The 24,942-nt window shown below is 55.2% G+C and carries 24 protein-coding genes; 17 read left to right on the top strand and 7 right to left on the bottom strand.

Going from position 1 to position 24,942, the window contains the following annotated elements; all coding sequences use genetic code 11:
* The first annotated feature begins 64 nt into the window (after window positions 1–64).
* From tar to cheZ, 6 genes are read left to right on the top strand one after another with little or no spacing between them, the layout of a single operon-like run.
* Window positions 65–1,729: a methyl-accepting chemotaxis protein II gene (tar, locus tag M8Q36_RS15965; protein ID WP_249881529.1), complete on the top strand. Its 1,665-nt coding sequence runs from the start codon at window positions 65–67 to the stop codon at window positions 1,727–1,729.
* Window positions 1,730–1,770: 41 nt separating this feature from the next.
* The gene (gene tap / locus M8Q36_RS15970; RefSeq protein WP_249881530.1) at window positions 1,771–3,369 is read left to right on the top strand and encodes a methyl-accepting chemotaxis protein IV; all 1,599 of its coding nucleotides are present in this window, start codon (window positions 1,771–1,773) and stop codon (window positions 3,367–3,369) included.
* A gap of 19 nt (window positions 3,370–3,388) precedes the next feature.
* On the top strand, window positions 3,389–4,258 hold the full coding sequence (gene cheR / locus M8Q36_RS15975) for a protein-glutamate O-methyltransferase CheR (RefSeq protein WP_017458307.1): 870 nt from the start codon (window positions 3,389–3,391) through the stop codon (window positions 4,256–4,258).
* Complete coding sequence (locus M8Q36_RS15980) at window positions 4,255–5,304, top strand: protein-glutamate methylesterase/protein-glutamine glutaminase (RefSeq protein ID WP_017458306.1); 1,050 nt, start codon at window positions 4,255–4,257, stop codon at window positions 5,302–5,304. The genes cheR and M8Q36_RS15980 overlap by 4 nt, the downstream gene beginning before the upstream one ends.
* A gap of 17 nt (window positions 5,305–5,321) precedes the next feature.
* Window positions 5,322–5,711, top strand: a complete 390-nt coding sequence (cheY, locus tag M8Q36_RS15985) for a chemotaxis response regulator CheY (protein ID WP_007371559.1) — start codon at window positions 5,322–5,324, stop codon at window positions 5,709–5,711.
* Between the two features lie 10 nt (window positions 5,712–5,721).
* Window positions 5,722–6,366 carry a protein phosphatase CheZ gene (gene cheZ, locus M8Q36_RS15990; RefSeq protein WP_017458305.1) on the top strand — a complete coding sequence of 215 codons (645 nt, stop codon included), beginning with the start codon at window positions 5,722–5,724 and terminating at the stop codon, window positions 6,364–6,366.
* A 78-nt stretch (window positions 6,367–6,444) separates the two neighbouring features.
* On the opposite strand, the gene M8Q36_RS15995 is transcribed toward cheZ, so the two are convergent.
* The gene (locus M8Q36_RS15995; protein ID WP_249881531.1) at window positions 6,445–7,095 is read right to left on the bottom strand and encodes a CPBP family intramembrane glutamic endopeptidase; all 651 of its coding nucleotides are present in this window, start codon (window positions 7,093–7,095) and stop codon (window positions 6,445–6,447) included.
* 289 nt (window positions 7,096–7,384) lie between these two features.
* On the opposite strand from M8Q36_RS15995, the gene flhB reads away from it, so the two are divergent.
* The 5 genes from flhB to bglB all read left to right on the top strand — a co-directional run bounded on the left by flhB (window position 7,385) and on the right by bglB (window position 14,046).
* Window positions 7,385–8,536: a flagellar biosynthesis protein FlhB gene (flhB, locus tag M8Q36_RS16000; RefSeq protein ID WP_175274196.1), complete on the top strand. Its 1,152-nt coding sequence runs from the start codon at window positions 7,385–7,387 to the stop codon at window positions 8,534–8,536.
* Window positions 8,529–10,607, top strand: coding sequence for a flagellar biosynthesis protein FlhA (gene flhA / locus M8Q36_RS16005; RefSeq protein ID WP_065368177.1), 2,079 nt, complete (start codon window positions 8,529–8,531; stop codon window positions 10,605–10,607). The genes flhB and flhA overlap by 8 nt, the downstream gene beginning before the upstream one ends.
* Window positions 10,607–11,029 carry a flagellar protein FlhE gene (flhE, locus tag M8Q36_RS16010; protein WP_160269671.1) on the top strand — a complete coding sequence of 141 codons (423 nt, stop codon included), beginning with the start codon at window positions 10,607–10,609 and terminating at the stop codon, window positions 11,027–11,029. Before flhA ends, flhE begins: the two co-directional genes overlap by 1 nt.
* Window positions 11,030–11,321: 292 nt before the next feature.
* Entirely contained in the window at window positions 11,322–12,896 is a 1,575-nt protein-coding gene (locus M8Q36_RS16015) for an MFS transporter (protein WP_249881532.1), read from the top strand.
* Between the two features lie 10 nt (window positions 12,897–12,906).
* A complete protein-coding gene (gene bglB, locus M8Q36_RS16020) occupies window positions 12,907–14,046 on the top strand; it encodes a beta-galactosidase BglB (RefSeq protein ID WP_249881533.1) in 1,140 nt (379 codons plus the stop codon).
* 60 nt (window positions 14,047–14,106) lie between these two features.
* Here bglB and argS read toward each other — a convergent pair whose 3' ends face one another.
* Window positions 14,107–15,840 (bottom strand): arginine--tRNA ligase, encoded by a 1,734-nt coding sequence (gene argS, locus M8Q36_RS16025; RefSeq protein WP_160269675.1) that lies wholly within the window; start codon window positions 15,838–15,840, stop codon window positions 14,107–14,109.
* A gap of 146 nt (window positions 15,841–15,986) precedes the next feature.
* On the opposite strand from argS, the gene M8Q36_RS16030 reads away from it, so the two are divergent.
* On the top strand, window positions 15,987–16,550 hold the full coding sequence (locus M8Q36_RS16030; RefSeq protein ID WP_249881534.1) for a VOC family protein: 564 nt from the start codon (window positions 15,987–15,989) through the stop codon (window positions 16,548–16,550).
* A gap of 43 nt (window positions 16,551–16,593) precedes the next feature.
* A complete protein-coding gene (gene cutC / locus M8Q36_RS16035) occupies window positions 16,594–17,337 on the top strand; it encodes a copper homeostasis protein CutC (protein WP_249881535.1) in 744 nt (247 codons plus the stop codon).
* Between the two features lie 82 nt (window positions 17,338–17,419).
* On the opposite strand, the gene cmoB is transcribed toward cutC, so the two are convergent.
* Genes cmoB through M8Q36_RS16060 form a run of 5 tightly spaced genes read right to left on the bottom strand, consistent with a single transcriptional unit; the run spans window position 17,420 to window position 20,997 of the window.
* Window positions 17,420–18,391, bottom strand: a complete 972-nt coding sequence (cmoB, locus tag M8Q36_RS16040; RefSeq protein ID WP_249881536.1) for a tRNA 5-methoxyuridine(34)/uridine 5-oxyacetic acid(34) synthase CmoB — start codon at window positions 18,389–18,391, stop codon at window positions 17,420–17,422.
* Window positions 18,388–19,128 carry a carboxy-S-adenosyl-L-methionine synthase CmoA gene (cmoA, locus tag M8Q36_RS16045; protein ID WP_249881537.1) on the bottom strand — a complete coding sequence of 247 codons (741 nt, stop codon included), beginning with the start codon at window positions 19,126–19,128 and terminating at the stop codon, window positions 18,388–18,390. Before cmoA ends, cmoB begins: the two co-directional genes overlap by 4 nt.
* Window positions 19,129–19,167: 39 nt before the next feature.
* Window positions 19,168–19,563 (bottom strand): MAPEG family protein, encoded by a 396-nt coding sequence (locus M8Q36_RS16050; RefSeq protein ID WP_017456923.1) that lies wholly within the window; start codon window positions 19,561–19,563, stop codon window positions 19,168–19,170.
* 52 nt (window positions 19,564–19,615) lie between these two features.
* Entirely contained in the window at window positions 19,616–20,434 is an 819-nt protein-coding gene (locus M8Q36_RS16055; protein ID WP_249881538.1) for a DUF72 domain-containing protein, read from the bottom strand.
* A complete protein-coding gene (locus M8Q36_RS16060; RefSeq protein WP_249881539.1) occupies window positions 20,431–20,997 on the bottom strand; it encodes a hydrolase in 567 nt (188 codons plus the stop codon). Before M8Q36_RS16060 ends, M8Q36_RS16055 begins: the two co-directional genes overlap by 4 nt.
* Window positions 20,998–21,263: 266 nt before the next feature.
* Here M8Q36_RS16060 and aspS point away from each other — a divergent pair, with 266 nt between their 5' ends.
* The 4 genes from aspS to ruvC all read left to right on the top strand — a co-directional run bounded on the left by aspS (window position 21,264) and on the right by ruvC (window position 24,932).
* The gene (gene aspS, locus M8Q36_RS16065; protein ID WP_249881540.1) at window positions 21,264–23,042 is read left to right on the top strand and encodes an aspartate--tRNA ligase; all 1,779 of its coding nucleotides are present in this window, start codon (window positions 21,264–21,266) and stop codon (window positions 23,040–23,042) included.
* A gap of 1 nt (window position 23,043) precedes the next feature.
* On the top strand, window positions 23,044–23,487 hold the full coding sequence (gene nudB, locus M8Q36_RS16070; RefSeq protein ID WP_020454127.1) for a dihydroneopterin triphosphate diphosphatase: 444 nt from the start codon (window positions 23,044–23,046) through the stop codon (window positions 23,485–23,487).
* Window positions 23,488–23,632: 145 nt separating this feature from the next.
* A complete protein-coding gene (locus tag M8Q36_RS16075) occupies window positions 23,633–24,373 on the top strand; it encodes a YebC/PmpR family DNA-binding transcriptional regulator (RefSeq protein ID WP_045511314.1) in 741 nt (246 codons plus the stop codon).
* A gap of 37 nt (window positions 24,374–24,410) precedes the next feature.
* The gene (ruvC, locus tag M8Q36_RS16080; RefSeq protein ID WP_020454125.1) at window positions 24,411–24,932 is read left to right on the top strand and encodes a crossover junction endodeoxyribonuclease RuvC; all 522 of its coding nucleotides are present in this window, start codon (window positions 24,411–24,413) and stop codon (window positions 24,930–24,932) included.
* The last annotated feature ends 10 nt before the right edge of the window (window positions 24,933–24,942 follow it).

The following is a 24,942-nucleotide window of genomic DNA, read 5'->3' on the forward strand; positions in this document are numbered from 1 at the left end:
CAAATGTAAAGTTCCGTGGCCGCATGCCGATAACACCGTTAAGAACTTATCAAGAAGGTGTTGCATGTTGAACCGTATCCGCGTCGTTACTCTGCTTATGAGCGTGCTGGTGGTCTTTGCCTTGTTACAGCTTGTCTCTGGTGGCCTGTTTTTTTCGTCGCTTAAGCAAAACCAGCAAAGTTTTGCGGTCTCCAATGACCTGCGCATGCAACAGACGGAATTAGGTAAAGCCTGGGAGTTGATGCTGCAAACGCGTATCAACCTGAGCCGTTCTTCAGCGCGGATGTTGCTGGATCCGAGCAACCAGCAGAGCAGTGCGAAAACCGATTTGTTGAACAGCGCCAAAGCCTCGCTTGCCGATGCGGCAAAACATTACGATGCCTTCCGCGCGCTGCCATCGCTGCCGGAAACTGACGCCGCGCGCCAGACGCTGGATGAAAAATACCGCACTTATAATGCCGCGCTGGCGGAACTGGTGCAGTTCCTCGAAGGCGGCAATATTAACGGCTTTATGGCGCAGCCAACGCAAGGCATGCAAAACGCCCTTGGCGACGCGATGAAGAAATACGCGGATTTGAGTGAAGGCCTGTATCGCAATGCCTGGGAACAGAGCGTCAGTGATTACAACTTCGCCAAATGGCAGATGGCGATCCTGGCGCTGGCGCTGGTGATCGTGCTGGCCGGGGTCTGGTATGGCATTCGCCGTATTCTGCTGTCGCCGTTATCGTCGGTCATTGCCCACATCCGTGAAATCGCCGGTGGCAACCTGACGCATTCGCTGACCATTGCTGGTCGCAGTGAAATGACGGAACTGGCGCAGAGCGTTGACCATATGCAGAACGCGCTGATCGAAACGGTGACCAACGTTCGTCAGGGTTCTGATGCCATTTACTCCGGCACCAGCGAAATCGCCGCCGGGAACAACGATCTCTCGTCCCGTACGGAAGAGCAGGCCTCCGCACTTGAGCAGACCGCCGCCAGTATGGAAGAGCTGACCGCCACGGTGAAACAGAACGCCGATAACGCCCGTCAGGCCTCACTGCTGGCGCAGAGCGCGTCGGAAACGGCAGAGCGCGGCGGCAAAGTGGTGAACAGCGTGGTAAAAACCATGCACGAAATTGCGGGCAGTTCGCAAAAAATTGCCGATATTATTAGTGTGATTGATGGTATTGCTTTCCAGACCAATATTCTGGCGCTGAACGCCGCGGTTGAAGCGGCACGAGCAGGCGAGCAGGGGCGTGGTTTCGCCGTGGTCGCCGGAGAAGTGCGCAATCTTGCCAGCCGCAGTGCGCAGGCGGCGAAAGAAATTAAAGGCTTAATTGAAGATTCTGTCTCCCGTGTCGATACCGGTTCTGTGCTGGTGGAGAGTGCAGGGGAGACGATGTCGGACATCGTAAACGCGGTAACACGGGTGAACGACATTATGGGTGAGATCGCCTCGGCTTCTGATGAACAGAGCCGCGGCATCGATCAGGTTGCGCTGGCAGTATCCGAAATGGATCGCGTCACGCAGCAAAACGCGTCACTGGTACAACAATCGGCAGCCGCAGCGGCTGCCTTAGAAGAACAAGCCAGTTTGTTGACGCAGGCGGTATCTGCTTTCCGCCTTTCTTCTGTATCCGGCAAACCGGCGTCGCGTGCTACAACTCCGGCAGCAGGCAGCGCTCAGACCCCGGCGCGGAGTCGCCAACTTGTAACCGGACAAGAGGATAACTGGGAAACATTTTAGCAGGTCTTAACCGCGGACTTTTTCCGCCAGATGGGGCGTTAATGTTAAATCGTATTCGCATCTCGACAACACTTTTTTTGATTTTGATCGTGTGTGGCATTTTACAGGTTGGCAGTAACGGGTTGTCTTTCTGGGCATTTAAAGAGAGCACTTCACATTTACAAGAAGTAGAAAACAGTACACACCAGCGCAGCGCATTAATGCAGATGCGGGCCACGCTGCTTCAGGCCAGCACCGCGTTAAACAAAGCCGGGACGTTAACGGCGCTGAGTTATCCGCCGGATGACATCAAAGCGCTGATGACACAGGCGAAAGCCAGCCTCAAGCAGTCGGCAGAGGTAGAAAAAGAGTTTCTTGGCCTGAAGGTGATGACACCAGAAGGCAAAAAATTACAGGAAATCACGCAGGCCAGTTACACCGCCTGGCGCGGTGACCTGGAGCATCAGGCGACCTGGCTTGAAAACAACCAGCTGTCGGACTTTATGACCGCGCCGGTGCAGGAGTCGCAGGATAAGTTTGATGCCAGTTTCAGTGCGTGGGAGAAACACATTAACCACTTTACTGAACAGGCGAGAGCGGATGGTGAAAGTAATTATCATCGCTCGGCGGTGATTTTTGTCGTGGTGGTTATTCTTGCCGCGTTATTGACCAGCGCCGCGTTGTTCTGGTCGCGCAAGATGATTGTCCAGCCGCTGGCGGTGGTCAGCAGCCACTTTGACAGCATCTCCGAAGGCAATCTGGCACGACCGATTGCTGTTGACGGGCGTAACGAGATTTCGGCGATTTTTACCAGCCTGAAAAAGATGCAAACCGCGTTACGCACCACGGTGAGCGATGTCCGTCAGGGCAGCTACGCGATGCATACCGGCATCTCGGAAATCGCGGCGGGCAACAATGATTTATCGTCGCGAACGGAGCAACAAGCGGCGTCGCTGGCGCAAACCGCGGCCAGCATGGAGCAGTTAACGTCGACGGTAAGCCAGAACGCCGATAACGCCCGTCAGGCTTCCGTACTTGCGCAGAGTGCGGCGGAAACGGCGAGAAAAGGTGGGCAGCAGACATCGAGCGTGGCAAGTACCATGCAGCAGATTGCCGGCAGCTCGCAGAAAATTGGCGACATCATCAGTGTGATTGATGGCATCGCGTTTCAGACCAATATTCTGGCGCTGAACGCCGCCGTGGAAGCGGCCCGCGCCGGTGAACAGGGGCGTGGTTTCGCGGTGGTCGCCGGTGAGGTGCGTAACCTGGCAAGCCGCAGCGCGCAGGCGGCAAAAGAGATTAAAGGCCTGATTGAAGAGTCGGTTTCCCGCGTTCAGCAGGGATCCACCCTGGTGGATACCGCCGCGCAGACGATGACGGAAATCGTCCGCTCTGTCACTCAGGTCAACGACATCATGGGCGAGATCGCCTCCGCGTCCGATGAACAACGGCGCGGGATAGAGCAGGTGGCTCAGGCAGTAACACAGATGGATCAGGTGACACAACAGAACGCTGCGCTGGTAGAAGAGGCAGCTTCCGCCACCGACCAGCTGGCTAACCAGGCTGATAACCTTACCGCGCTGGTGGCCATATTTAAGATTGAAGAGCATGTCGCAATACCCGAAGTGGCACCGCCTAAGGCAGTGCCCGTTGCATCCTGAACCTAGTTGAGAAGGCGCTATGACATCATCCATGCCTAACGGGCAAACGTCATCAATATTGCAACAGATGACACAGCGCCTGGCGCTGTCCGACGCGCACTTCCGTCGGATATGTCAATTGATCTACCAGCGTGCGGGGATTGTCCTCGCGGATCATAAACGCGACATGGTTTACAACCGCCTTGTCCGCCGTTTACGCACGCTTGGTCTAGATGATTTTGGCCGCTATCTGAGCATGCTGGAAGCGAACCAGAACAGCGCCGAGTGGCAAGCGTTTATTAACTCGCTGACCACCAATCTCACCGCGTTTTTCCGGGAAGCACACCACTTCCCGGTTCTCGCGGACCATGCGCGCAAGCGCACGGGGGAATACCGGGTATGGAGCGCGGCGGCGTCGACAGGCGAAGAGCCGTACTCTCTTGCCATTACCCTCGCTGATGCGCTGGGTATGGCACCGGGTCGCTGGAAAGTTTTCGCCAGCGACATCGATACAGAAGTGCTGGAAAAAGCACGTAGTGGCATCTACCGCCAGGACGAGTTGAAAACCCTCTCGCCCCAGCAGATGCAACGCTACTTTATGCGCGGCACTGGCCCGCATGCCGGGCTGGTGCGTGTACGGCAGGAACTGGCGAACTACGTCGATTTCACCACGGTTAATCTGCTGGATAAGCAGTACAACGTTCCGGGGCCTTTCGACGCAATTTTTTGCCGTAACGTAATGATTTATTTTGATAAAACGACGCAACAGGACATTCTGCATCGTTTCGCTCCGCTGCTTAAGCCAGACGGATTACTGTTTGCCGGGCATTCGGAGAACTTCAGCAACCTCGTGCGTGAGTTTACCCTTCGTGGGCAAACCGTTTATGCGCTGAGTAAGGATAAAGCATGAGTAAAATCAGGGTGTTGTCCGTCGATGATTCCGCATTGATGCGCCAGATCATGACAGAAATTATCAATAGCCACAGCGATATGGAAATGGTGGCGACGGCGCCAGACCCATTGGTTGCCCGGGATTTAATTAAAAAATTCAACCCGGACGTGTTAACGCTGGATGTGGAAATGCCGCGCATGGACGGGCTGGATTTCCTTGAAAAATTAATGCGTTTGCGTCCAATGCCGGTGGTGATGGTTTCTTCACTGACCGGGAAAGGGTCTGAAGTGACGCTGCGCGCGCTGGAACTGGGGGCAATTGATTTTGTCACCAAACCGCAGATTGGCATTCGCGAAGGCATGCTGGCTTACAGCGAGATGATTGCCGAAAAAGTACGCACCGCGTCACGCGCGCGTATCGCGGCACATAAACCGATGGAAGCACCGGCTATGTTGAAAGCCGGGCCGTTACTCAGCTCGGAAAAACTGCTGGTAATTGGCGCGTCAACCGGAGGAACAGAGGCAATTAGGCATGTACTCCAGCCATTGCCGCTCTCAAGTCCGGGTATTCTTATCACTCAGCATATGCCGCCGGGCTTTACCCGCTCATTTGCTGAGCGTTTGAATAAGCTCTGTCAGATCAGCGTCAAAGAAGCGGAAGATGGCGAGCGCGTATTGCCAGGACACGCGTATATTGCACCTGGCGATCGGCATATGGAGCTGGCGCGTAGCGGGGCGAACTATCAAATTAAGATCCATGACGGACCGCCGGTTAACCGGCACCGCCCGTCGGTGGACGTGCTGTTTAATTCGGTGGCGAAACACGCGGGGCGTAACGCCGTGGGAGTTATTCTCACGGGGATGGGCAACGATGGCGCGGCCGGAATGTTAGCAATGCACCAGGCTGGCGCCTGGACGATTGCGCAAAATGAAGCAAGTTGTGTGGTGTTCGGCATGCCGCGTGAGGCCATCAATATGGGTGGCGTCAGCGAAGTGGTCGATCTTAGCCAGGTAAGCCAGCAGATGCTGGCGAAAATCAGTGCCGGACAGGCAATACGTATTTGAACCAGGAGTAATTTTTTATGGCGGATAAAGAGCTTAAGTTTTTGGTCGTGGATGACTTTTCCACCATGCGTCGAATTGTACGTAACCTGCTAAAAGAGCTGGGATTTAACAACGTTGAAGAAGCAGAAGACGGTGTTGATGCGTTAAACAAATTGCAGACGGGTGGCTTCGGTTTTGTTATCTCTGACTGGAACATGCCAAACATGGACGGTCTGGAACTGCTGAAAACGATTCGTGCCGACAGCAATATGGCTTCTATGCCAGTGCTGATGGTTACAGCAGAAGCGAAAAAAGAGAACATCATCGCGGCGGCGCAGGCCGGTGCGAGCGGTTATGTGGTGAAACCGTTTACCGCTGCAACCCTGGAAGAGAAACTCGGTAAGATCTTCGAGAAACTTGGCATGTGAGGACTGGCTAATGATTCAACCTTCAATTAAACCAGCGGACGAACATTCACCCAGCGACATCATTGCCCGGATCGGCAGCCTGACGCGTATGTTGCGTGATAGCCTGCGCGAATTAGGTCTTGACCAGGCGATTGCCGAAGCTGCGGAAGCGATTCCGGATGCGCGTGACCGTCTGGATTATGTAGTACAGATGACCGCGCAAGCGGCAGAACGCGCGCTTAACAGCGTTGAAGCTTCTCAGCCGCACCAGGATGAGATGGAAAAAGGTTCGAAAGCGCTGAGCAAACGTTGGGACGAGTGGTTTGAAAACCCGATCGAACTGGCGGATGCGCGTGAACTGGTGACCGATACGCGCAAATTCCTTGGCGAAATTCCGGGGCACACCAGCTTCACCAACGCCCAATTGCTGGACATCATGATGGCGCAGGATTTCCAGGACCTCACCGGTCAGGTTATCAAACGCATGATGGATGTTATCCAGGAGATCGAGCGTCAGCTGCTGATGGTGCTGCTGGAGAATATCCCGGATCAGTCCGCGCGGCCGAAGCGTGAAAACGACAGCCTGCTCAATGGCCCACAACTCGACGCGACCAAAGCGGGCGTGGTGGCAAGCCAGGATCAGGTCGACGATCTGCTCGACAGCCTGGGCTTCTGATCTGTCTGTACCTGCACCTTCAGCCCGTCTGAAGGTGCAGGTCTGACAATGAAAAGGGAAGGGGAAACCTTCCCTTTTTTATTGCAGGAAAATATCCCCAATTGAGAAGGCGTTTGCCAGCGCATGCAGCACAATCGGGACAATCAAGCCGCCCGTGCCGAGCCTGACCACACACAACACCGCAGAAAAAATAAAGAGCTGAATAAAGGTAATGGGCGCGTGATACTGCATATGGATGACGGAGAACAGCAATGAGGTCAGCACAATCCCCACTTGCTGCGGTACTTTTCCCCACCCAAGGCTTGCATTGAGTAAAAAGCCACGAAAGATAATCTCTTCACTCACGGGTGCTGCCAGGCACGCCGTTAAAATCCACGCCCAGCGGGTCAGCCCGGTGTAATCGCGCAGCGAATCAAGCCAGGGTTCAGGCTGCTGAAACAGTTTTTCCATCACCAGCATCACCACCAGCGCCAGCAGCGGCACCGTTACGTTGCGCAGCGCCAGTGTGCCAAAGGGCAACAGCCCGTCAAAATGGCGCGCGTAATAGCGCCAGAGCAACAACGAGCAAGGCAATAACAGCGCGGTGCCGAGAAACGGCGCGGCAAGACCATTTCGATAAAGCGTCATAAAACCGGGAATGAAAAAGGCTAAATAAAAGAGGCTGTAATAGATAACAAACGCCGCGATGCAAATTGCCGTGTGCGAGATTCTGTCCAGATGTCGTGGCATAAAAAAATAACGTCCGTGCCGATAAATACGCGAAGCCGACCATTATAAAGGAGCGCGCTGGCATTTCTGTTCTGCGGTTAATAATCAGGATCTATCGATAAAAAATGGCCTTTAGGCAGGATTTTCGCGATAACGTTGCCGTTTGGTCTGCGTTTCAGCATGCGAGGTTGAACATGACGCGACAACTCAAATGGCGAAAACCCTCTGTTTTTATGCCTTACTCTGCCCATTGGACAGGCTTGACTCTGGCAATATGTCATCAAACCTGTAACCCGTGGATGTGTTGGCCGTGGCCTCTGAAGACAACGACGACAAAACAGAAGCCCCCACCGCGCACCGACTAGAGAAAGCGCGCGAAGAAGGGCAAGTCCCCCGATCCAAAGAACTGACATCGCTACTGATCATGTTGGTCGGTATCGGCATTCTGTGGTTTGGCGGTGAAGCGTTTGGTCGCAGGTTATCGATGGCGCTCTCATCCGGGCTGCGTTTTGACCACAAGATTATCAGTGACCAGAACCTGATCCTCGGGCAGATCATCGTGATGTTAAAAAACGTGCTGATCGGCATGTTGCCGCTGCTGACGGGCGTGGTGATCATCGCGCTTATCGCGCCGGTGATGCTGGGCGGACTGGTGTTTAGCACCAAATCGCTGGAGTTTAAATTTTCCAAACTCAACCCGCTCAGCGGGTTGGGGCGTTTGTTCTCCGCGCAAGTGGGCGCGGAACTGGTGAAAGCGCTGATGAAAGCGCTGCTGATGGGCAGCGTCGCGGGCTTTTTTTTATGGCACCACTGGCCGGATATGATGCGCCTGATGAGCGAATCGCCGCTGACCGCCATGGCGAGCGCCCTCAATCTGGCCGGGCTGTGCGCGATGCTGGTGGCACTGAGCATTATCCCGATGGTGGGGTTTGACGTTTTCTGGCAGATCTACAGCCATCTGAAAAAACTGCGCATGTCCCGCCAGGACATCCGTGACGAATTTAAACAGAGCGAAGGCGACCCGCACATTAAAGGCCGCATCCGCCAGATGCAGCGTGCAGCGGCGCGCCGTCGCATGATGGCCGATGTGCCAAAAGCGGATGTCATTGTCACCAACCCGACGCACTACTCCGTCGCACTGCAATATGACGAGAATAAAATGAGTGCGCCGAAAGTGGTGGCCAAAGGCGCGGGAATGATTGCGCTGCGTATTCGTGAGCTGGGGACGGAGAACCGTGTGCCGATCCTCGAAGCGCCGCCGCTGGCGCGTGCGCTCTATCGCCATTCTGAAATTGGTCAGCAAATCCCGGGCCAGCTGTATGCGGCCGTTGCCGAAGTGCTGGCGTGGGTATGGCAGTTGAAACGCTGGCGTCTGTCCGGCGGGCAACGACCTGTTAAACCTGAGAATCTCCCGGTGCCTGAGGCACTGGACTTTTTGAACGAGAAGGACACTGATGGCTAATCTGGTAGCAATGCTGCGTCTACCCGGCAATCTGAAATCGACCCAATGGCAAGTTCTCGCCGGGCCGGTGCTCATTTTGCTTATTTTGTCGATGATGGTGCTGCCGCTACCGGCGTTTGTCCTCGACCTGTTGTTTACCTTTAACATCGCACTTTCCATCATGGTGCTGTTGGTGGCGATGTTCACCCAGCGCACGCTGGAATTTGCCGCATTCCCGACCATTCTGCTGTTTACCACCTTGTTGCGCCTGGCGCTGAACGTCGCCTCGACGCGTATTATCCTGATGGAAGGGCATACGGGATCGGCGGCGGCAGGGCGGGTGGTTGAAGCCTTCGGTCACTTCCTCGTTGGCGGTAACTTCGCCATCGGTATCGTGGTGTTCGTCATCCTCGTTATCATCAACTTTATGGTTATCACCAAAGGTGCGGGACGTATCGCCGAAGTGGGCGCGCGTTTCGTACTCGATGGGATGCCCGGTAAACAGATGGCGATTGACGCCGATCTCAACGCCGGGATCATCGGTGAAGACGAAGCGAAACGCCGCCGTTCTGAAGTAACGCAAGAAGCGGACTTCTACGGTTCGATGGACGGCGCGAGTAAGTTCGTTCGTGGTGACGCCATCGCCGGTATTCTGATCATGGTTATCAACGTCATCGGCGGTTTGCTGGTGGGCGTTTTGCAACATGGCCTGTCGATGGGCGATGCGGCATCAAGCTACACCCTGCTGACCATTGGTGACGGTCTGGTTGCGCAGATCCCGGCGCTGGTTATCTCTACTGCGGCGGGTGTTATCGTCACCCGCGTTAGCACCGATCAGGATGTTGGCCAGCAGATGGTTGGCCAGTTGTTCAGCAACCCGCGCGTGATGATGCTCAGCGCCGGCGTACTCGGCCTGCTGGGGCTGGTGCCGGGGATGCCGAACTTTGTGTTCCTGCTATTTACCGCCGCGCTGCTGGGTCTTGCCTGGTGGTTGCGTGGTAAAGACCAGGCCGCACCTGCTGAAGCCGCGCCGATGAAGCTGCCGGAAAATACCCAGGCGGTAGAAGCCACCTGGAACGATGTGCAGCTGGAAGATTCCCTCGGTATGGAAGTGGGCTATCGCCTGATCCCGATGGTGGACTTCCAGCAGGATGGCGAGCTGTTAGGCCGTATCCGCAGTATTCGTAAGAAATTCGCGCAGGATATGGGCTTCCTGCCGCCTGTTGTGCACATCCGCGACAATATGGATCTGCCGCCGGCGCGTTACCGCATCCTGATGAAAGGGGTGGAAATTGGCAGCGGCGAGGCTTACCCAGGGCGCTGGCTGGCGATTAACCCAGGCACGGCGGCGGGCACGCTGCCGGGTGAGCAAACCGTGGATCCGGCTTTTGGCCTGGCCGCTATCTGGATTGAGAGCGCGTTGAAAGAACAGGCGCAGATCCAGGGCTACACCGTTGTGGAAGCCAGTACCGTGGTGGCAACCCATCTTAACCACCTGATTGGTCAATTCTCGGCGGAGCTGTTTGGTCGCCAGGAAGCGCAGCAACTGCTTGACCGGGTGAGCCAGGAGATGCCGAAGCTGACCGAAGATCTGGTGCCGGGCGTCGTCACGCTGACTACGCTGCATAAAGTGCTGCAAAACCTGTTGGCCGAAAAAGTGCCCATCCGCGATATGCGCACCATTCTGGAAACGCTGGCCGAGCATGCGCCGCTGCAAACCGATCCGCACGAACTCACGGCGGTGGTGCGTGTCGCGTTGGGTCGCGCCATTACACAGCAGTGGTTCCCGGGTAATGATGAAGTGCAGGTGATTGGTCTTGATACGCCGCTTGAACGTTTGCTGTTGCAGGCATTGCAGGGCGGTGGCGGTCTGGAACCGGGTCTTGCCGATCGCTTACTGGAACAAACTCAGGAAGCGTTAACGCGGCAGGAGATGTTGGGTGCGCCGCCGGTGTTGCTGGTTAACCATGCGCTGCGTCCGTTGCTGGCGCGCTTCCTGCGCCGCAGCCTGCCGCAACTGGTGGTGTTGTCGAACATGGAAATGTCGGATAACCGCAGCATCCGTATGACTGCGACTATCGGAGGCAAATAATGCGTTATCTGGCCTGGTTGGTGGCTTTGCCGCTGTTTGCCCACGCGGCCGGAAACGGCATTGGCGAAGGCATGTGGCAGGCCAGCAGTATCGGTATCCGGCTGGATAACCGTGGCGTGGTCTCTTCATCACGACCGCTGGGCCCGTCGCAGCCGGTAAACGGGCTGATGACGGATGTCTCCTGGCGCTATGAATTAAATGGCCCGACGCCTGCCGGGTTAATTGTTCGGCTCTGTTCTCAGGCGCGTTGTGTCGAGCTGGATGGGCAGAGCGGCACCACGCGCGGCTTTACCGATGTTCCGGCACTCGAATCGCTGCGTTTTGTCTGGGAAGTGCCCGGCGGTGGACGGTTATGGCCGCCGCTGGACGTCCGTAGTAACAAAGTGCTGGTCAACTACCGTCAACCCACTCAGCAAAACTAACCGCTTCGCTTCAATGAGTTAGCTCGTTTTTCACCCGAAAATCCCGCCGCAATGGCGGGATTTTGCTATCTGCCCCGCATTTTTGACCGCTCCTTTTGATGCAAAAGAAACGCTGTTTTATAAATCAGTGAAGCGCGTATCGACACTCTTTGCATTTTTGCCAGCCGCGTAATTTTGATGGCAGAAACAGAAAGGTTTCCCGTTGCACATCCTCTTACTTTAGCCGTGTAAGAAATTCCTTTGGCTAAGCCGGATCGTCAAAGGTCCCCCAAAATGAATAGGGTTGACGGCAATGAAAACACGAAAAATTGGATTGGCTAATTATCTCGCCTATGGCTCGGGCGATTTTCTGGGTGCGGGCACAACCGCGTTAACCGCAGCATGGTTACTCTATTTCTATACGACCTTTTGCGGCCTGACGCCGATTGAAGCGACATTTATCTTCGCGACAGCAAGGGTGCTGGATGCGGTGGTCAGTCCGCTGATGGGCTTTTTAACCGATAATTTCGGATCGACCTGGCTTGGTAAACGCTTCGGTCGACGTAAGTTCTTTATTTTGTTAGGTATCCCTTGCGTGTTCAGCTACTCAATAATGTGGGTAGGGGACATGAGTTTCTGGTATTACCTGCTGACGTATCTGCTGTTTGATGTGGTCTACACCATGATTCTGGTGCCGTACGAAACGCTGGTGCCGGAAATGACTGACGACTTTAAACAGAAAACCAAATTCTCCGGCGCGCGTATCTCCATGGCGCAGATGTCGGCGATTCTGGCCTCGTTCCTGCCGGGCGTTCTGCTGTCACACTTTGGTAAGGACAACCCGGTCTCCTTTTTCTACGCAAGCCTGGTGTTCTCGCTGCTCTGTGCGCTGATGCTGACATTTGTCTGGTGCTTTACCTGGGAACGACCGCGCGAAGAGTGGACCGAAGCGGCGCTGCGCGCGGAAGAAGAGAAAAAGAGCCTCACGCTTGGGCAAAGTTTGCGCCGCCTGTTTGTTGAACTCAGCTCCACGCTGCGTATCAAGATTTTCCGCCAGCACCTGGGGATGTACCTCGGCGGTTATATCGCGCAGGACGTATTTAACGCAGTGTTCACCTATTACGTGGTGTTCGTGCTGATGCAGGAAGCATCGCTGGCCTCCAACTTGCTGGGCACGATGGCGATTTTCCAGTTCATCGCGGTGATTGCCATGATACCGCTGTGCATCCGCTTCGGACCTGCGCCGTCATACCGCATGGTGGTGGTGCTGTTCGGTCTGAGCGCCGCCTCTTATGCCGTGCTCTACTACGCCGGTTTAAGCGATGTTTATTCGCTGCTGTTGCTGGTGTCCGCCGTTGCCGGTCTGGGACGCGGTGGTATCAACTACGTACCGTGGAACACCTACACCTACATTGCGGATATTGACGAAGTGGTCACCGGCCAGCGCCGCGAAGGGATCTTCGCCGGGATCATGACGCTGACCCGTAAAGCCTCGCAGGCCGGTGCGGTGATGCTGGTGGGGATTGTGATGCAGGCTTCTGGCTTTGTCTCCGGGCAGAAAACCCAGGTGCCAGAAGTGAGCCACACCATTTTGATGATCATGTGCTTTGGCACCATTGCGGTACTGTGCTGCGGCTTCCTCGTCTCCTTACGCTTCAAGCTGAACCTGAAAACCCACAGCGTGCTGCGTGAAGAAACGGCCAAAATGCGCCAGAGCGGCCGCGCAATGCCAGAAAGTATCACTCCGCAAGCGCGCGAAACCGTCGAAATGCTGGCGGGCATGCCTTACGAATCCTTGTGGGGCAACAACAACATTGGCTATCTGAATCGCAATAAACCTGCCGCGCCATCGCTGAAAGACGCGTCACTGAAATCGACTTATAACTGAGGTTAAGAATATGAAGGTTTGGCCTGTCAAACACAGCCCGTTACTGCGTCAGCCAGAGCGTTTTATCGCCCGTGATGAACTGAAAGCGTTGATCCGCAAGGTGACGCATAACCTGGTCAATATTCACGACAACACCGGCGAGTTTTTACTCCGTCTCGACGATGGGCGCGTGATTGATACCAAAGGCTGGGCTGGCTGGGAGTGGACGCACGGCGTGGGTCTGTACGGGATGTATCAGTATTACCGTCAGACCGGCGAAGAGGGTGTGCGTGAGGTGATTGATAACTGGTTCGCCGACCGTTTTGCCGAAGGCGCGACCACCAAAAACGTCAATACCATGGCACCGTTCCTGACGCTGGCGTATCGCTATGAAGAAACCGGTAACCCGACTTATCTCCCGTGGCTGGAAAGCTGGGCCGAATGGGCGATGAACGAGATGCCGCGCACCGACTGCGGCGGCATGCAGCACATTACGCTGGCGGAGGAGAACCACCAGCAGATGTGGGACGACACGCTGATGATGACCGTGCTGCCGCTGGCGAAAATCGGCAAATTGCTCAACCGGCCAGACTATGTGGAAGAGGCGGTGTATCAGTTTCTGTTGCATGTGCAGAACCTGATGGACAGAGAAACCGGGCTGTGGTTCCACGGCTGGAATTACGACGGTCACCACAATTTTGCCAACGCCCGCTGGGCGCGCGGGAATAGCTGGCTGACCATCGTTATCCCGGATTTCCTTGAGCTTGTCGATCTGCCGGAAAACAATGCGGTGCGCCGTTATCTGGTCCAGGTGCTGAATGCGCAAATCGCCGCGCTGGCGAAGTGCCAGCATGAAAGCGGGTTATGGCATACGCTGCTCGACGATCCAGATTCTTATCTGGAAGCCTCGGCAACCGCCGGATTTGCCTATGGCATTCTGAAAGCGCTGCGTAAGCGTTATATCAGCGCCGATTACACGGATGTGGCGGAAAAAGCGGTGAAGGCGATTGTGGGAAATATTTCGCCGGAAGGGGAGTTATTGCAGGTGTCGTTCGGCACCGGGATGGGCAGTAATCTGGCGTTTTATCGCCAGATCCCGCTGACCTCAATGCCATACGGCCAGGCGATGGCGATGCTCTGTTTGACGGAGTATCTGCGCAAATATTTCTGAAAGGCGATAAATGAAAAACCCCGGCTGACCGGGGTTTTTTATGGCTAAAAAATGAAGCAATTACATACGCTCTACGGTTTCAATACCCAGCGTATCCAGACCGAGTTTCAGCGTTTTTGCCGTCAGCAGAGCCAGTTTCAGGCGGCTTAAACGGGTTTCGTCGTTTTCCGCGCTGAGGATCGGGCAGTGCTCGTAGAAGCCGGAGAACAGACCCGCCAGATCGTACAGATAGGCGCACATCACATGCGGCGTACCTTCACGGGCAACGACGGACAGGGTTTCTTCGAACTGCAACAGACGCGCTGCCAGCTGGGATTCACGCTCTTCGCCAATCACCACCGGTGCGTTTTCCAGCACGCTCTCTTCAATACCCGCCTTGCGGAATACGGAGAGTACGCGGGTGTAAGCGTACTGCATGTACGGGGCGGTGTTGCCTTCGAAGGCCAGCATGTTGTCCCAGTCGAAAACGTAATCGGTGGTGCGGTTTTTCGACAGATCCGCATATTTCACCGCGCCGATACCGACCGCGTTGGCCAGTTTTTCCAGCTCGTCGGCAGGCATATCCGGGTTCTTTTCTGCCACCAGACGGCGCGCGCGTTCCAGCGCTTCATCCAGCAGATCGGAAAGTTTCACCGTACCGCCCGCGCGGGTTTTGAACGGCTTGCCGTCTTTGCCAAGCATCATGCCGAACATGTGGTGCTCAAGCGGCACGGAATCCGGCACATACCCGGCTTTGCGTACGATGGTCCAGGCCTGCATCAGGTGCTGATGCTGGCGGGAATCGATGTAGTAGAGCACGCGATCGGCATGCAGCGTTTCATAACGGTACTTCGCACAGGCGATGTCGGTTGTGGTGTACAGGTAGCCGCCATCCTTTTTCTGGATGATGACGCCCATCGGTTCGCCTTCTTTGTTCTTATATTCATCCAGGAACACCACGGTAGCGCCTTCGCTCTCGACCGCCAGACCTTTGGCTTTCAGATCCGCAACGATGCCCGGTAACATCGGGTTATACAGGCTTTCGCCCATTACATCTTTGCGGGTCAGCGTCACGTTCAGGCGTTCGTAGGTTTTCTGGTTCTGACTCATGGTGATATCGACCAGCTTGCGCCACATCTCGCGGCAATATTCATCGCCGCCTTGCAGTTTCACCACGTAAGCGCGTGCGCGTTCAGCGAATGCCGCGTCTTCGTCATAATGTTTTTTGGCTTCACGGTAAAAACCTTCGAGATCGGCCAGCGCCATTTCACCAGCATTCTCTTGCTGTTGCAGCTCAAGGTAGGCAATCAACATACCGAACTGGGTGCCCCAGTCGCCGACGTGGTTGGCGCGAATCACGTTATGACCGAGGAATTCCAGCGTACGGACTGATGCATCGCCAATGATGGTGGAACGCAGATGGCCGACATGCATCTCTTTCGCCACGTTCGGCGCGGAGTAGTCGATAACCACGGTTTGCGGCTGCGGTGTTGTTACACCCAGTCGATCGGATTTCAGCGCCGCATCTACCTGCGAGGCGAGAAACTCAGGCGCGAGGAAAATATTGATAAAGCCAGGACCGGCGATTTCAACTTTATTGGCAATCCCGTCGAGTGAAAGGTGAGACAGAACCTGCTCGGCCAGTTGTCGCGGTGCCATGCCCAGTTTTTTCGCTACTGCCATCACGCCATTAGCCTGATAGTCGCCAAACTGAATTTTTGCTGACTGACGAACCTGCGCTTCACAATCGACTGGCGCGCCTGCTGCAATCATGGCCTGACTGACTTTTTCTGAGAGAAGAGCCTGAATATTCACCGGGATACCTTACTTTTAGGACACCGCGTCGCTGAGGCGGCGTCCGGGTGTTTAATAAAGGCGGGAGTATACTGCAAATGCCCGGTGGCGTCAGCACTGCATAACACGGTAGATTATGCGCTTTGTTATGACTTGCGAGCACTGTTATGCGTACCTGGCAAACCATCGAAGAGTTGCAGGATATCGTGGAAGATTTGCCACGGTTTACCCAAGATTTGCAAAATTTAACTACCCGTCTGGGGCTGGATATCGCACCCTTAAATGCCGATCACATCTCGTTGCGCTGCCACCAGAACACCACGGCGGAGCGCTGGCGGCGTGGCTTTGAGCAATGCGGCGAATTGCTGTCGGAAAACATCATTAATGGTCGGCCGATTTGCCTGTTCAAACTGCGTGAACCCGTGTGCGTCGCCCACTGGCAGTTTACGGTGATTGAGTTGCCGTGGCCGGGTGAAAAGCGCTACCCGCACGAAGGGTGGGAGCATGTAGAAATCGTGCTGCCGGGCGATATCGCCACGCTCAACGCGCGTGCGCTGGCGCTGCTGGCTGATGAGGGCCTAAGCCAGCCGGGTATTTCGGTGAAAACCAGTTCACCAAAAGGCGAGCGCGAACGACTGTCCAATCCAACGCTGGCGGTGACGGATGGCAAAGTCACCGTGAAATTTCATCCGTGGACCATTGAAGAGATTGTCGCGAGCGAGCAGGGGTGAAAGCGCTTACGAAAGCGAGCCATGCTGAACCGGGGGAGAGGAAATGACCTTACTGGAAATCTGTTGTTATGGCGTCGATGACGCGGTGATTGCTGAGCAACGTGGCGCCGATCGCATTGAATTTTGCGCCGCGCCGAAAGAGGGCGGTTTAACCCCTTCCTTTGGCGCGTTAAAAGCGATTCGACAGGCGGTGACTATTCCCGTACATCCGATCGTGCGCCCGCGCGGTGGGGATTTTTGCTACCGGGCCGATGAGTTTGCCTCCATGCTGAGCGATATTGCGATGCTCCGTGAGCTGGGTTTTCCTGGCCTTGTCACCGGTGTGCTGACGGAAGAGGGAGATGTCGATATTGTGCGCATGCGGGAAATTATGCAGGCCGCACAGGGGATGGCGGTAACTTTTCATCGCGCGTTCGATATGTGTGCTAATCCGCTTCAGGTGTTTGATAACTTAGCCGAATTAGGCATTGCGCGTATTCTCACGTCTGGTCAGCAGCCCTCGGCAGCAAAAGGACTTTCATTAATCAGGGAACTAAATGCCAGGTCTGGTGTTCCAATCATTATGGCCGGCGCAGGGGTGCGTCCGGATAACCTCGAAACCTTTCTCCATGCGGGTATCAAAGAGGTGCATAGTTCGGCAGGTCGCTGGACAGCGTCGCCGATGCGCTATCGCAATCCAGGATTATCGATGTCGTCAGATGCCAGTGCGGATGAATATGCCCGCTACGGTGTGGATGGCGATGCGGTGGCAGTAATGAAAGAGATGATTTTGCACCATCGCCCGTAACAGTTTTTACCGCGCATCATGTCGCCCAATATGATGCTTGCTTGTACCAGGCCCCTGCCATTAACAGGGGCCTTTTTTTATCTTACGGTTTGCGGGCAATCAACACCGCGCGAACCGGGGCCGGGTAGCCTTCAACGGTTTTACTGTTATCCGCCGGGTTCAGAAAATCGGCCAGTGATTCTGTGACCATCCACGACGTGCTACGTTGCTCTTCGGTGCTGGTTACGCTGGTATCTGCAATGCGTACATCGACAAAACCGCACTTCTCCAGCCAGTTTTTCAGCGCCAGCGCAGAAGGGATAAAATAGACATTTCGCATTTGCGCGTAGCGGTCACCGGGCACCAGCACGGTATTTTCATCGCCTTCCACCACCAGTGTTTCCAGTACCAGCTCGCCATCTTTCACCAGTTGATCTTTCAACTGCCACAGATGTTCAAGCGGTGAACGGCGGTGATAGAGCACGCCCATGGAAAACACAGTATCGAAAGCGTTCAGCGCTGGAAGCTGCTCAATGCCAAGCGGTAAGAGATGCGCGCGACGATCGTCGCCCAACAATTTACGCACGGCTTCAAACTGGCATAAAAACAACTGCGTCGGATCGATACCAACGGCAAGCTGCGCACCCGCGCCGACCATGCGCCACAGGTGGTAACCGCTGCCGCAGCCGACATCTAAAATTGTGCGGCCTTTCAGATCGGAAAGGTGCGGCAGGACGCGCTCCCATTTCCAGTCGGAACGCCATTCGGTGTCGATATCAATGCCATACAGAGAAAACGGCCCTTTGCGCCACGGCATCAGATTACGCAGCAGCGTTTCCATACCTTTAAGCTGCCCGGCGCTGAGCGGTTCGGCGCTTTGCGCGCTGACACTGTGCAGCAGATCCAGCTTTGCAGGCGTGATGGTCGGCAGAAACTCCACCGCGTTGTTCCACTGCTTAAACTGCCCGTGCAATGCTTCACGCTGCCAGGCGGCGATCTGGGCGGGTAACGTTTCCAGCCAGTGCGCGAGCGTACCGGTGGCGATTTGCTGATAAAAACGGCCAAACTCAATCATGCTGCAACCGCCTTCAGAGCCACCAGCGAACCAAAATTAAAACACTGGAACCACAGTTCGCTGTGTTCAAACCCGGCAGTGCGCAGGCGGGTTTTATGCGCTTCAACAGAATCCGTCAGCATGACATTCTCCAGCATGCTGCGCTTCTGGCTGATCTCCAGTTCGCTGTAGCCGTTAGCACGTTTAAAATCGTGGTGCATATTGAACAACAGTTCGCCGACAGTATGGTCTTCAAAACTGAATTTTTCCGACAACACTAACGCGCCGCCAGGATTGAGCCCCTGGTAAACCTTCTGCAGTAGTTTCAGTCGGTCGTCTGGCTCCAGAAATTGCAAGGTGAAGTTGAGTACCACCATCGAGGCGTTTTCAATCTGAATATCGCGAATGTCGCCTTCAATCACTTCAACAGGCGTTGGCGCTTTATAGGCATCGATATGACGACGGCAGCGCTCCACCATGGCAGGTGAGTTGTCGACGGCGATAATTTTGCAATCAGCGTGGTGAATGTTGCGACGCACTGAGAGCGTTGCCGCGCCCAGTGAGCAGCCGAGATCGTAAACCTGCGTGGCAGGCTGGACAAAGCGCTCCGCCAGCATGCCGATCATCGAGATAATATTGGAGTAACCCGGTACGGAACGCTGGATCATGTCCGGGAAGACTTCGGCTACCCGTTCGTCAAAAGTCCAGTCGCCCAGGCTGGCGATAGGCGCAGAAAAAAGCGTGTCGCGGTGAGACATAGTGTAAATATCCGGGAAAACAAAGGGGCGTATTGTGCGCTAATGCAATGAGAAAACCAACTCCCAGGGCATGTACCACAGATTTGCCAGCACCATCAGCAGCAGGGAGCAAAAGGTTGCGCCCATACCGGAACGACGCCAGCGGATCAGACGGTGGTGAAAGCCGTAATAATGCATCAGGCGACCGGCGATCAGCAGCAGCCCACAAACGTGCACTAACCAGGTTTGCGCACCGTCCATCTCCATAAAAAGAAGCAGGATCAGGGCGACGGGAATGTACTCGACCGCATTGCCGTGAATGCGTATCGCACTTTGCAGCTCGCTAAACCCGCCGTCGCCGTAGCTAACACGGTATTGCGTGCGCAGGCGAATAACGTCAAAAGAAAATTTTATGAGTAACAATGCACCCAGCACGGCGTAAAGCGCGCTAACCATACTAACTCCCTTTAAGGCTCTGGTGACCGCTAAACAATGATAGGTGGTTCGTTCAGAAAAGAGAAGATTGGAGCGGAAGAGAAGGGGCGTCGCCAACACTCGGGACAGCGGCCTGCAAACCCTGCCACAGGGTTTCCACCAGTTCTGGTGCCTGGGCGATATCCGGCGTGTGCAAAAATAAATACGGCGTGGTGGTCTGTTCCCACACCGGCAGTTTTTGCAGCCACACGGCAAACAACTGGCGATTTTGTTCCATATTGTCGCTACCAATAAAACGCACCATCGGATGGCTGGCGGTAATCAGTGCATGCACCGGGACTTTCGGCTTTTTGCGCTGCGCTTCAATGATCGCTTCACTGTGGGGAATGGCGCTATGCACCGGTCGGCTATCAAGGATCACACGATTCACCCCACGCGCATGTAAGCCCTGATTGAGCGCTTTTTCCTCTTCGCCTTTGGCGAAAAAGCCTGGGTGGCGCACTTCAACGCCATAGGTGAAATCAGCCGGCAGCGCGTCCAGAAATGCCCACAACGCGGGGAGATCGCGTGGGCCAAAGGTTGCCGGAAGCTGTAACCAGTACTGGCCTATCCGGTTGGCGAGCGGCGACATTCGCTCAAAAAACTCGTCTGTCAGATCGCGGCAGTTACGCAGCGCCGCCTGGTGCGAAATGGTGGCGGGAAATTTAAAGCAGAAGCGAAAATCATCGGTGGTTTGTTCGCGCCAGCGCGCCACGATCTCGGCTTTTGGCAGCGCATAAAGCGTGGTGTTGCCTTCGACGCAGTTAAAGTAACTGGCGTATTCCTCAAGGCTGGTAATGCCAAGGCGCACCCACTTGGGGTGCGACCATTGTGGCAGGCCGACATACATCATAACGCGCTGAGGATCTCGTCCGTGCTGCGAACACGGCTAATGCGCGGGAAGATATACTTCAGGCTGCCCTGATGTTGCTCGTTGCTGCCAGCGCTGCAAGCATCTTCTGCAATCACCAGCGAAAAACCCAACTCCCAGGCGTTGCGCGCGGTGGATTCCACGCCGATATTGGTGGAAATGCCACACAGCACAATGGTGTCGATGCCACGGCGGCGCAGTTGCAACTCAAGATCGGTACCGTAGAACGCGCCCCACTGGCGTTTGATCACTTCAATATCGCTCTCTTTTTTACCCAGGGCCTGCGGGTAAACCCACCAGTTGTCTGGCAGGGTATGACCGCCTGTTGCCGCGTCAACCGGCTGTTTCAGCGCTTCGGCGAAACCCTCTGACCAGCCAACGCGTACTAATACAACCGGCGAACCGTTGGCACGGAATTTTTCCGCGAGCGTTGCGGCACGTTGAACCACGTCCTGCGCTGTGTGCGGGCCACCGGCGAAAGGTAAAATACCTTCCTGTAAATCGATCACCACCAGTGCGGTTTTCTCAGCATTGAGTTCCAGCATAATAACTCCTGAAAAATGAATGACGTCGGCGGATACCTTACGCGTTATGCAGGTGCGGACGGTTTACAAATTTTGTTAAATTTTGTGAGAATGCGCAATAAGCGCGCAGCAAACGCGCGTACAGTCGGTCGCGGGCTTATCGTCAGTCAGAATTTCCAGTATAATAGCCCCCTTTTTTCATCCAGTTGTGACATACGAAAATAGCTGCCACCAGAGTGCCTGCCCCGCAGGCGGCGGGTCGCGCGCAGCTAATTAAGGGATATCTCATGCGTACAGTATATTGCGGGCAGCTCAATCAGTCCCATGTGGGACAGCAAGTAACGCTTTGTGGGTGGGTCAATCGTCGTCGTGACCTCGGTAGCCTTATCTTTATTGATATGCGCGATCGTGAAGGCATCGTGCAGGTGTTTTTCGACCCGGACCGTCAGGATGCGTTCCAGCTCGCCTCTGAACTGCGTAATGAGTTCTGCATTCAGGTTACCGGTACCGTGCGTGCGCGCGACGGCAAAAACGTCAACAAAGATATGGCAACCGGTGAAGTGGAAGTGTTTGCCACCGAGCTGAACATTATCAACCGTTCTGACGTGCTGCCGCTGGACTCCAACCACGTTAATACCGAAGAAGCGCGTCTGAAATACCGCTACCTCGATCTGCGCCGCCCGGAAATGGCCCAGCGCCTGAAAACCCGCGCGAAGATCACCAGCTTCGTGCGTCGCTTTATGGATGACCACGGTTTCCTCGATATTGAAACCCCGATGCTGACCAAAGCGACGCCGGAAGGCGCGCGTGACTATCTCGTGCCGTCGCGCGTGCATAAAGGCAAATTCTACGCGCTGCCGCAATCCCCACAGCTGTTTAAACAGCTGCTGATGATGTCCGGCTTCGACCGTTACTATCAGATCGTCAAATGTTTCCGTGATGAAGACCTGCGTGCTGACCGCCAGCCGGAATTCACCCAGATCGATGTGGAAACCTCCTTTATGACTGCGCCGCAGGTGCGAGAAGTAATGGAAGCGCTGGTACGCGAACTGTGGCAGGAAATTCGTGGTGTGGATCTGGGCGACTTCCCGATTATGACCTTCGCCGAAGCCGAGCGCCGTTACGGTTCTGATAAACCTGATTTGCGTAACCCGATGGAGCTGATAGATGTTGCCGACTTGCTGAAAGCGGTCGAGTTTAAAGTCTTCTCCGGCCCGGCAAACGACCCGAAAGGCCGCGTTGCTGCGCTGCGTGTGCCAGGTGGCGCACAACTTAGCCGTAAACAGATTGACGACTACGGTAAGTTTATCGAAATCTACGGGGCGAAAGGCCTTGCTTACATTAAGGTCAACGAAGCGGCAAAAGGACTGGAGGGGATCACCAGCCCGGTCGCGAAATTCCTGAACGCGGAAATCGTTAGCGCGATCCTTGAGCGCACTGGCGCACAAGATGGCGACATGATTTTCTTCGGTGCGGACCACAAAAAAGTGGTGGCTGATGCGCTGGGCGCACTGCGTCTGAAGCTGGGTAAAGACCTGAATCTGACCGACGAAGCCAAATGGGCGCCGCTGTGGGTGATCGACTTCCCGATGTTTGAAGATGACGGCGAAGGCGGACTGACCGCGATGCATCACCCGTTCACCTCGCCGAAAGATATGACTGCGGCCGAGCTGAAAGCGGCACCGGAAGAGGCCGTAGCGAACGCTTACGATATGGTTATCAACGGTTATGAAGTGGGCGGCGGTTCTGTACGTATCCATAACGGCGAAATGCAGCAGACTGTATTCGGCATTCTGGGCATCAATGAGCAGGAACAGCGTGAGAAGTTCGGCTTCTTGCTGGATGCGCTGAAGTATGGTACGCCGCCGCACGCGGGCCTGGCGTTTGGTCTGGATCGTCTGACCATGTTACTGACCGGCACCGATAACATCCGTGACGTGATTGCGTTCCCGAAAACCACGGCGGCGGCCTGTCTGCTGACCGAAGCGCCAAGTTTCGCCAACCCGGCATCGCTGGCTGAGCTGGGTATTTCCGTCGTCAAAAAAGAGACGCCGGAGAATAAATAAGATGGCCTTTAAGCACCCTGTTTCTGTACTGGTGGTGATTTACGCCGAGGACACGAAACGGGTGCTGATGTTGCAGCGACGCGACGATCCTGATTTCTGGCAGTCGGTTACCGGCAGCCTTGAAGCAGGAGAGGTAGCGTCGCAAGCCGCCATGCGTGAAGTAAAGGAAGAGGTCGACATCGATATTGCTTGCGAGCAACTGACCTTAGTCGACTGTCAGCGCACGGTGGAGTTTGAAATATTTAGTCATTTACGTCATCGCTATGCGCCGGGCGTTACGCACAATACCGAATCCTGGTTTTGTCTTGCGCTGCCCCATGAACGCCAGATTGTTTTTAGTGAACATCTGGCGTACCGCTGGCTTGATGCCCCGGCAGCGGCGGCATTAACCAAGTCGTGGAGCAACCGGCAGGCGATTGAAGAATTTGTTATTAACGCCGACTAATTTCCCCTGGAATTTCAGTTCTCAGGAAGGTGGCAACCCCCGCGTCGCCAGATGCTTACTGTGGTAAGCAACGGGTGCGAACGGGAGCAGCCAACGCGCCAGAGGGCTTAAAACCGCCGGGAAAAGGCTTTATTGGAGAGTTTTTATGGCAGGTCATAGTAAATGGGCCAACACCAAACACCGCAAAGCGGCACAGGATGCTAAACGCGGTAAGATCTTTACCAAAATCATCCGTGAACTGGTAACGGCTGCGCGTCTGGGCGGCGGTGATATCGGTTCTAACCCGCGCCTGCGTGCGGCGGTTGATAAAGCGCTGTCTAACAACATGACCCGCGACACCTTAAACCGTGCTATCGCGCGTGGTGTGGGGGGGGATGATGACGCGAACATGGAAACCATCATTTATGAAGGTTATGGTCCTGGCGGCACGGCGGTGATGGTGGAGTGTCTGAGTGACAACCGCAACCGTACCGTGGCGGAAGTGCGTCATGCTTTCAGCAAATGTGGTGGCAACCTCGGTACTGACGGTTCTGTTGCCTATCTGTTCAGCAAAAAAGGGGTTATCTCCTTCGACGCTGGCGACGAAGACACCATTATGGAAGCGGCGCTGGAAGCCGGTGCTGAAGACGTGGTGACATTTGATGATGGCGCAATTGACGTTTATACCGCATGGGAAGAGATGGGCGCGGTACGTGACGCACTGGAAGCTGCGGGCCTGAAAGCAGACAACGCTGAAGTCTCCATGATCCCGTCGACCAAAGCCGACATGGACGCGGAAACCGCGCCGAAGCTGCTGCGTCTGATCGATATGCTGGAAGATTGCGACGACGTGCAGGAGGTTTACCACAACGGTGAGATCTCTGATGAGGTTGCGGCGACACTCTAATGTCGCTGATTAACTCGCCTGTCACCGGAGACGCATAATGGCGATCATTCTCGGTATCGATCCGGGTTCGCGCGTCACCGGTTACGGCGTGATCCGCCAGACGGGACGACAACTGACCTATCTCGGCAGCGGTTGTATCCGTACCAAAGTGGATGATTTACCGTCGCGTCTGAAGCTGATTTATGCAGGCGTGACGGAGATCATTACCCAGTTCCAGCCGGATTTCTTCGCTATCGAACAAGTGTTTATGGCGAAAAACGCCGATTCGGCACTCAAGCTGGGGCAGGCGCGCGGTGTGGCGATTGTCGCCGCCGTGAATCAGGATTTGCCGGTGTTTGAATATGCCGCACGGCAGGTAAAACAGACGGTGGTGGGGATTGGCAGCGCGGAAAAAAGCCAGGTGCAACATATGGTGCGCACGCTGCTGAAACTGCCCGCTAACCCGCAGGCGGATGCGGCAGATGCGCTGGCTATCGCCATCACGCATTGTCATGTCAGCCAGAATGCATTGCAGGTGAGCAGCACAAGGCTCAATCTGGCTCGCGGACGATTACGCTAAAAAGCGCCGG

Origin of the sequence: Kosakonia sp. R1.Fl, assembly GCF_023516815.1 — a bacterium.
GTDB lineage: Bacteria > Pseudomonadota > Gammaproteobacteria > Enterobacterales > Enterobacteriaceae > Kosakonia.

Coding starts and splice junctions, on each gene's coding strand:
- cheR (WP_017458307.1), top strand. CDS start 3,389: ATGACATCATCCATGCCTAACGGGCAAACGTCATCAATATTGCAACAG.
- flhA (WP_065368177.1), top strand. CDS start 8,529: ATGGCTAATCTGGTAGCAATGCTGCGTCTACCCGGCAATCTGAAATCG.
- cmoA (WP_249881537.1), bottom strand. CDS start 19,128: ATGTCTCACCGCGACACGCTTTTTTCTGCGCCTATCGCCAGCCTGGGC.
- cheZ (WP_017458305.1), top strand. CDS start 5,722: ATGATTCAACCTTCAATTAAACCAGCGGACGAACATTCACCCAGCGAC.
- M8Q36_RS16015 (WP_249881532.1), top strand. CDS start 11,322: ATGAAAACACGAAAAATTGGATTGGCTAATTATCTCGCCTATGGCTCG.
- cmoB (WP_249881536.1), bottom strand. CDS start 18,391: ATGATTGAGTTTGGCCGTTTTTATCAGCAAATCGCCACCGGTACGCTC.
- M8Q36_RS16050 (WP_017456923.1), bottom strand. CDS start 19,563: ATGGTTAGCGCGCTTTACGCCGTGCTGGGTGCATTGTTACTCATAAAA.
- ruvC (WP_020454125.1), top strand. CDS start 24,411: ATGGCGATCATTCTCGGTATCGATCCGGGTTCGCGCGTCACCGGTTAC.
- tap (WP_249881530.1), top strand. CDS start 1,771: ATGTTAAATCGTATTCGCATCTCGACAACACTTTTTTTGATTTTGATC.
- cutC (WP_249881535.1), top strand. CDS start 16,594: ATGACCTTACTGGAAATCTGTTGTTATGGCGTCGATGACGCGGTGATT.
- M8Q36_RS15995 (WP_249881531.1), bottom strand. CDS start 7,095: ATGCCACGACATCTGGACAGAATCTCGCACACGGCAATTTGCATCGCG.
- M8Q36_RS16060 (WP_249881539.1), bottom strand. CDS start 20,997: ATGCTGGAACTCAATGCTGAGAAAACCGCACTGGTGGTGATCGATTTA.
- M8Q36_RS16055 (WP_249881538.1), bottom strand. CDS start 20,434: ATGATGTATGTCGGCCTGCCACAATGGTCGCACCCCAAGTGGGTGCGC.
- M8Q36_RS16030 (WP_249881534.1), top strand. CDS start 15,987: ATGCGTACCTGGCAAACCATCGAAGAGTTGCAGGATATCGTGGAAGAT.
- tar (WP_249881529.1), top strand. CDS start 65: ATGTTGAACCGTATCCGCGTCGTTACTCTGCTTATGAGCGTGCTGGTG.
- nudB (WP_020454127.1), top strand. CDS start 23,044: ATGGCCTTTAAGCACCCTGTTTCTGTACTGGTGGTGATTTACGCCGAG.
- flhE (WP_160269671.1), top strand. CDS start 10,607: ATGCGTTATCTGGCCTGGTTGGTGGCTTTGCCGCTGTTTGCCCACGCG.
- cheY (WP_007371559.1), top strand. CDS start 5,322: ATGGCGGATAAAGAGCTTAAGTTTTTGGTCGTGGATGACTTTTCCACC.
- M8Q36_RS15980 (WP_017458306.1), top strand. CDS start 4,255: ATGAGTAAAATCAGGGTGTTGTCCGTCGATGATTCCGCATTGATGCGC.
- bglB (WP_249881533.1), top strand. CDS start 12,907: ATGAAGGTTTGGCCTGTCAAACACAGCCCGTTACTGCGTCAGCCAGAG.
- aspS (WP_249881540.1), top strand. CDS start 21,264: ATGCGTACAGTATATTGCGGGCAGCTCAATCAGTCCCATGTGGGACAG.
- M8Q36_RS16075 (WP_045511314.1), top strand. CDS start 23,633: ATGGCAGGTCATAGTAAATGGGCCAACACCAAACACCGCAAAGCGGCA.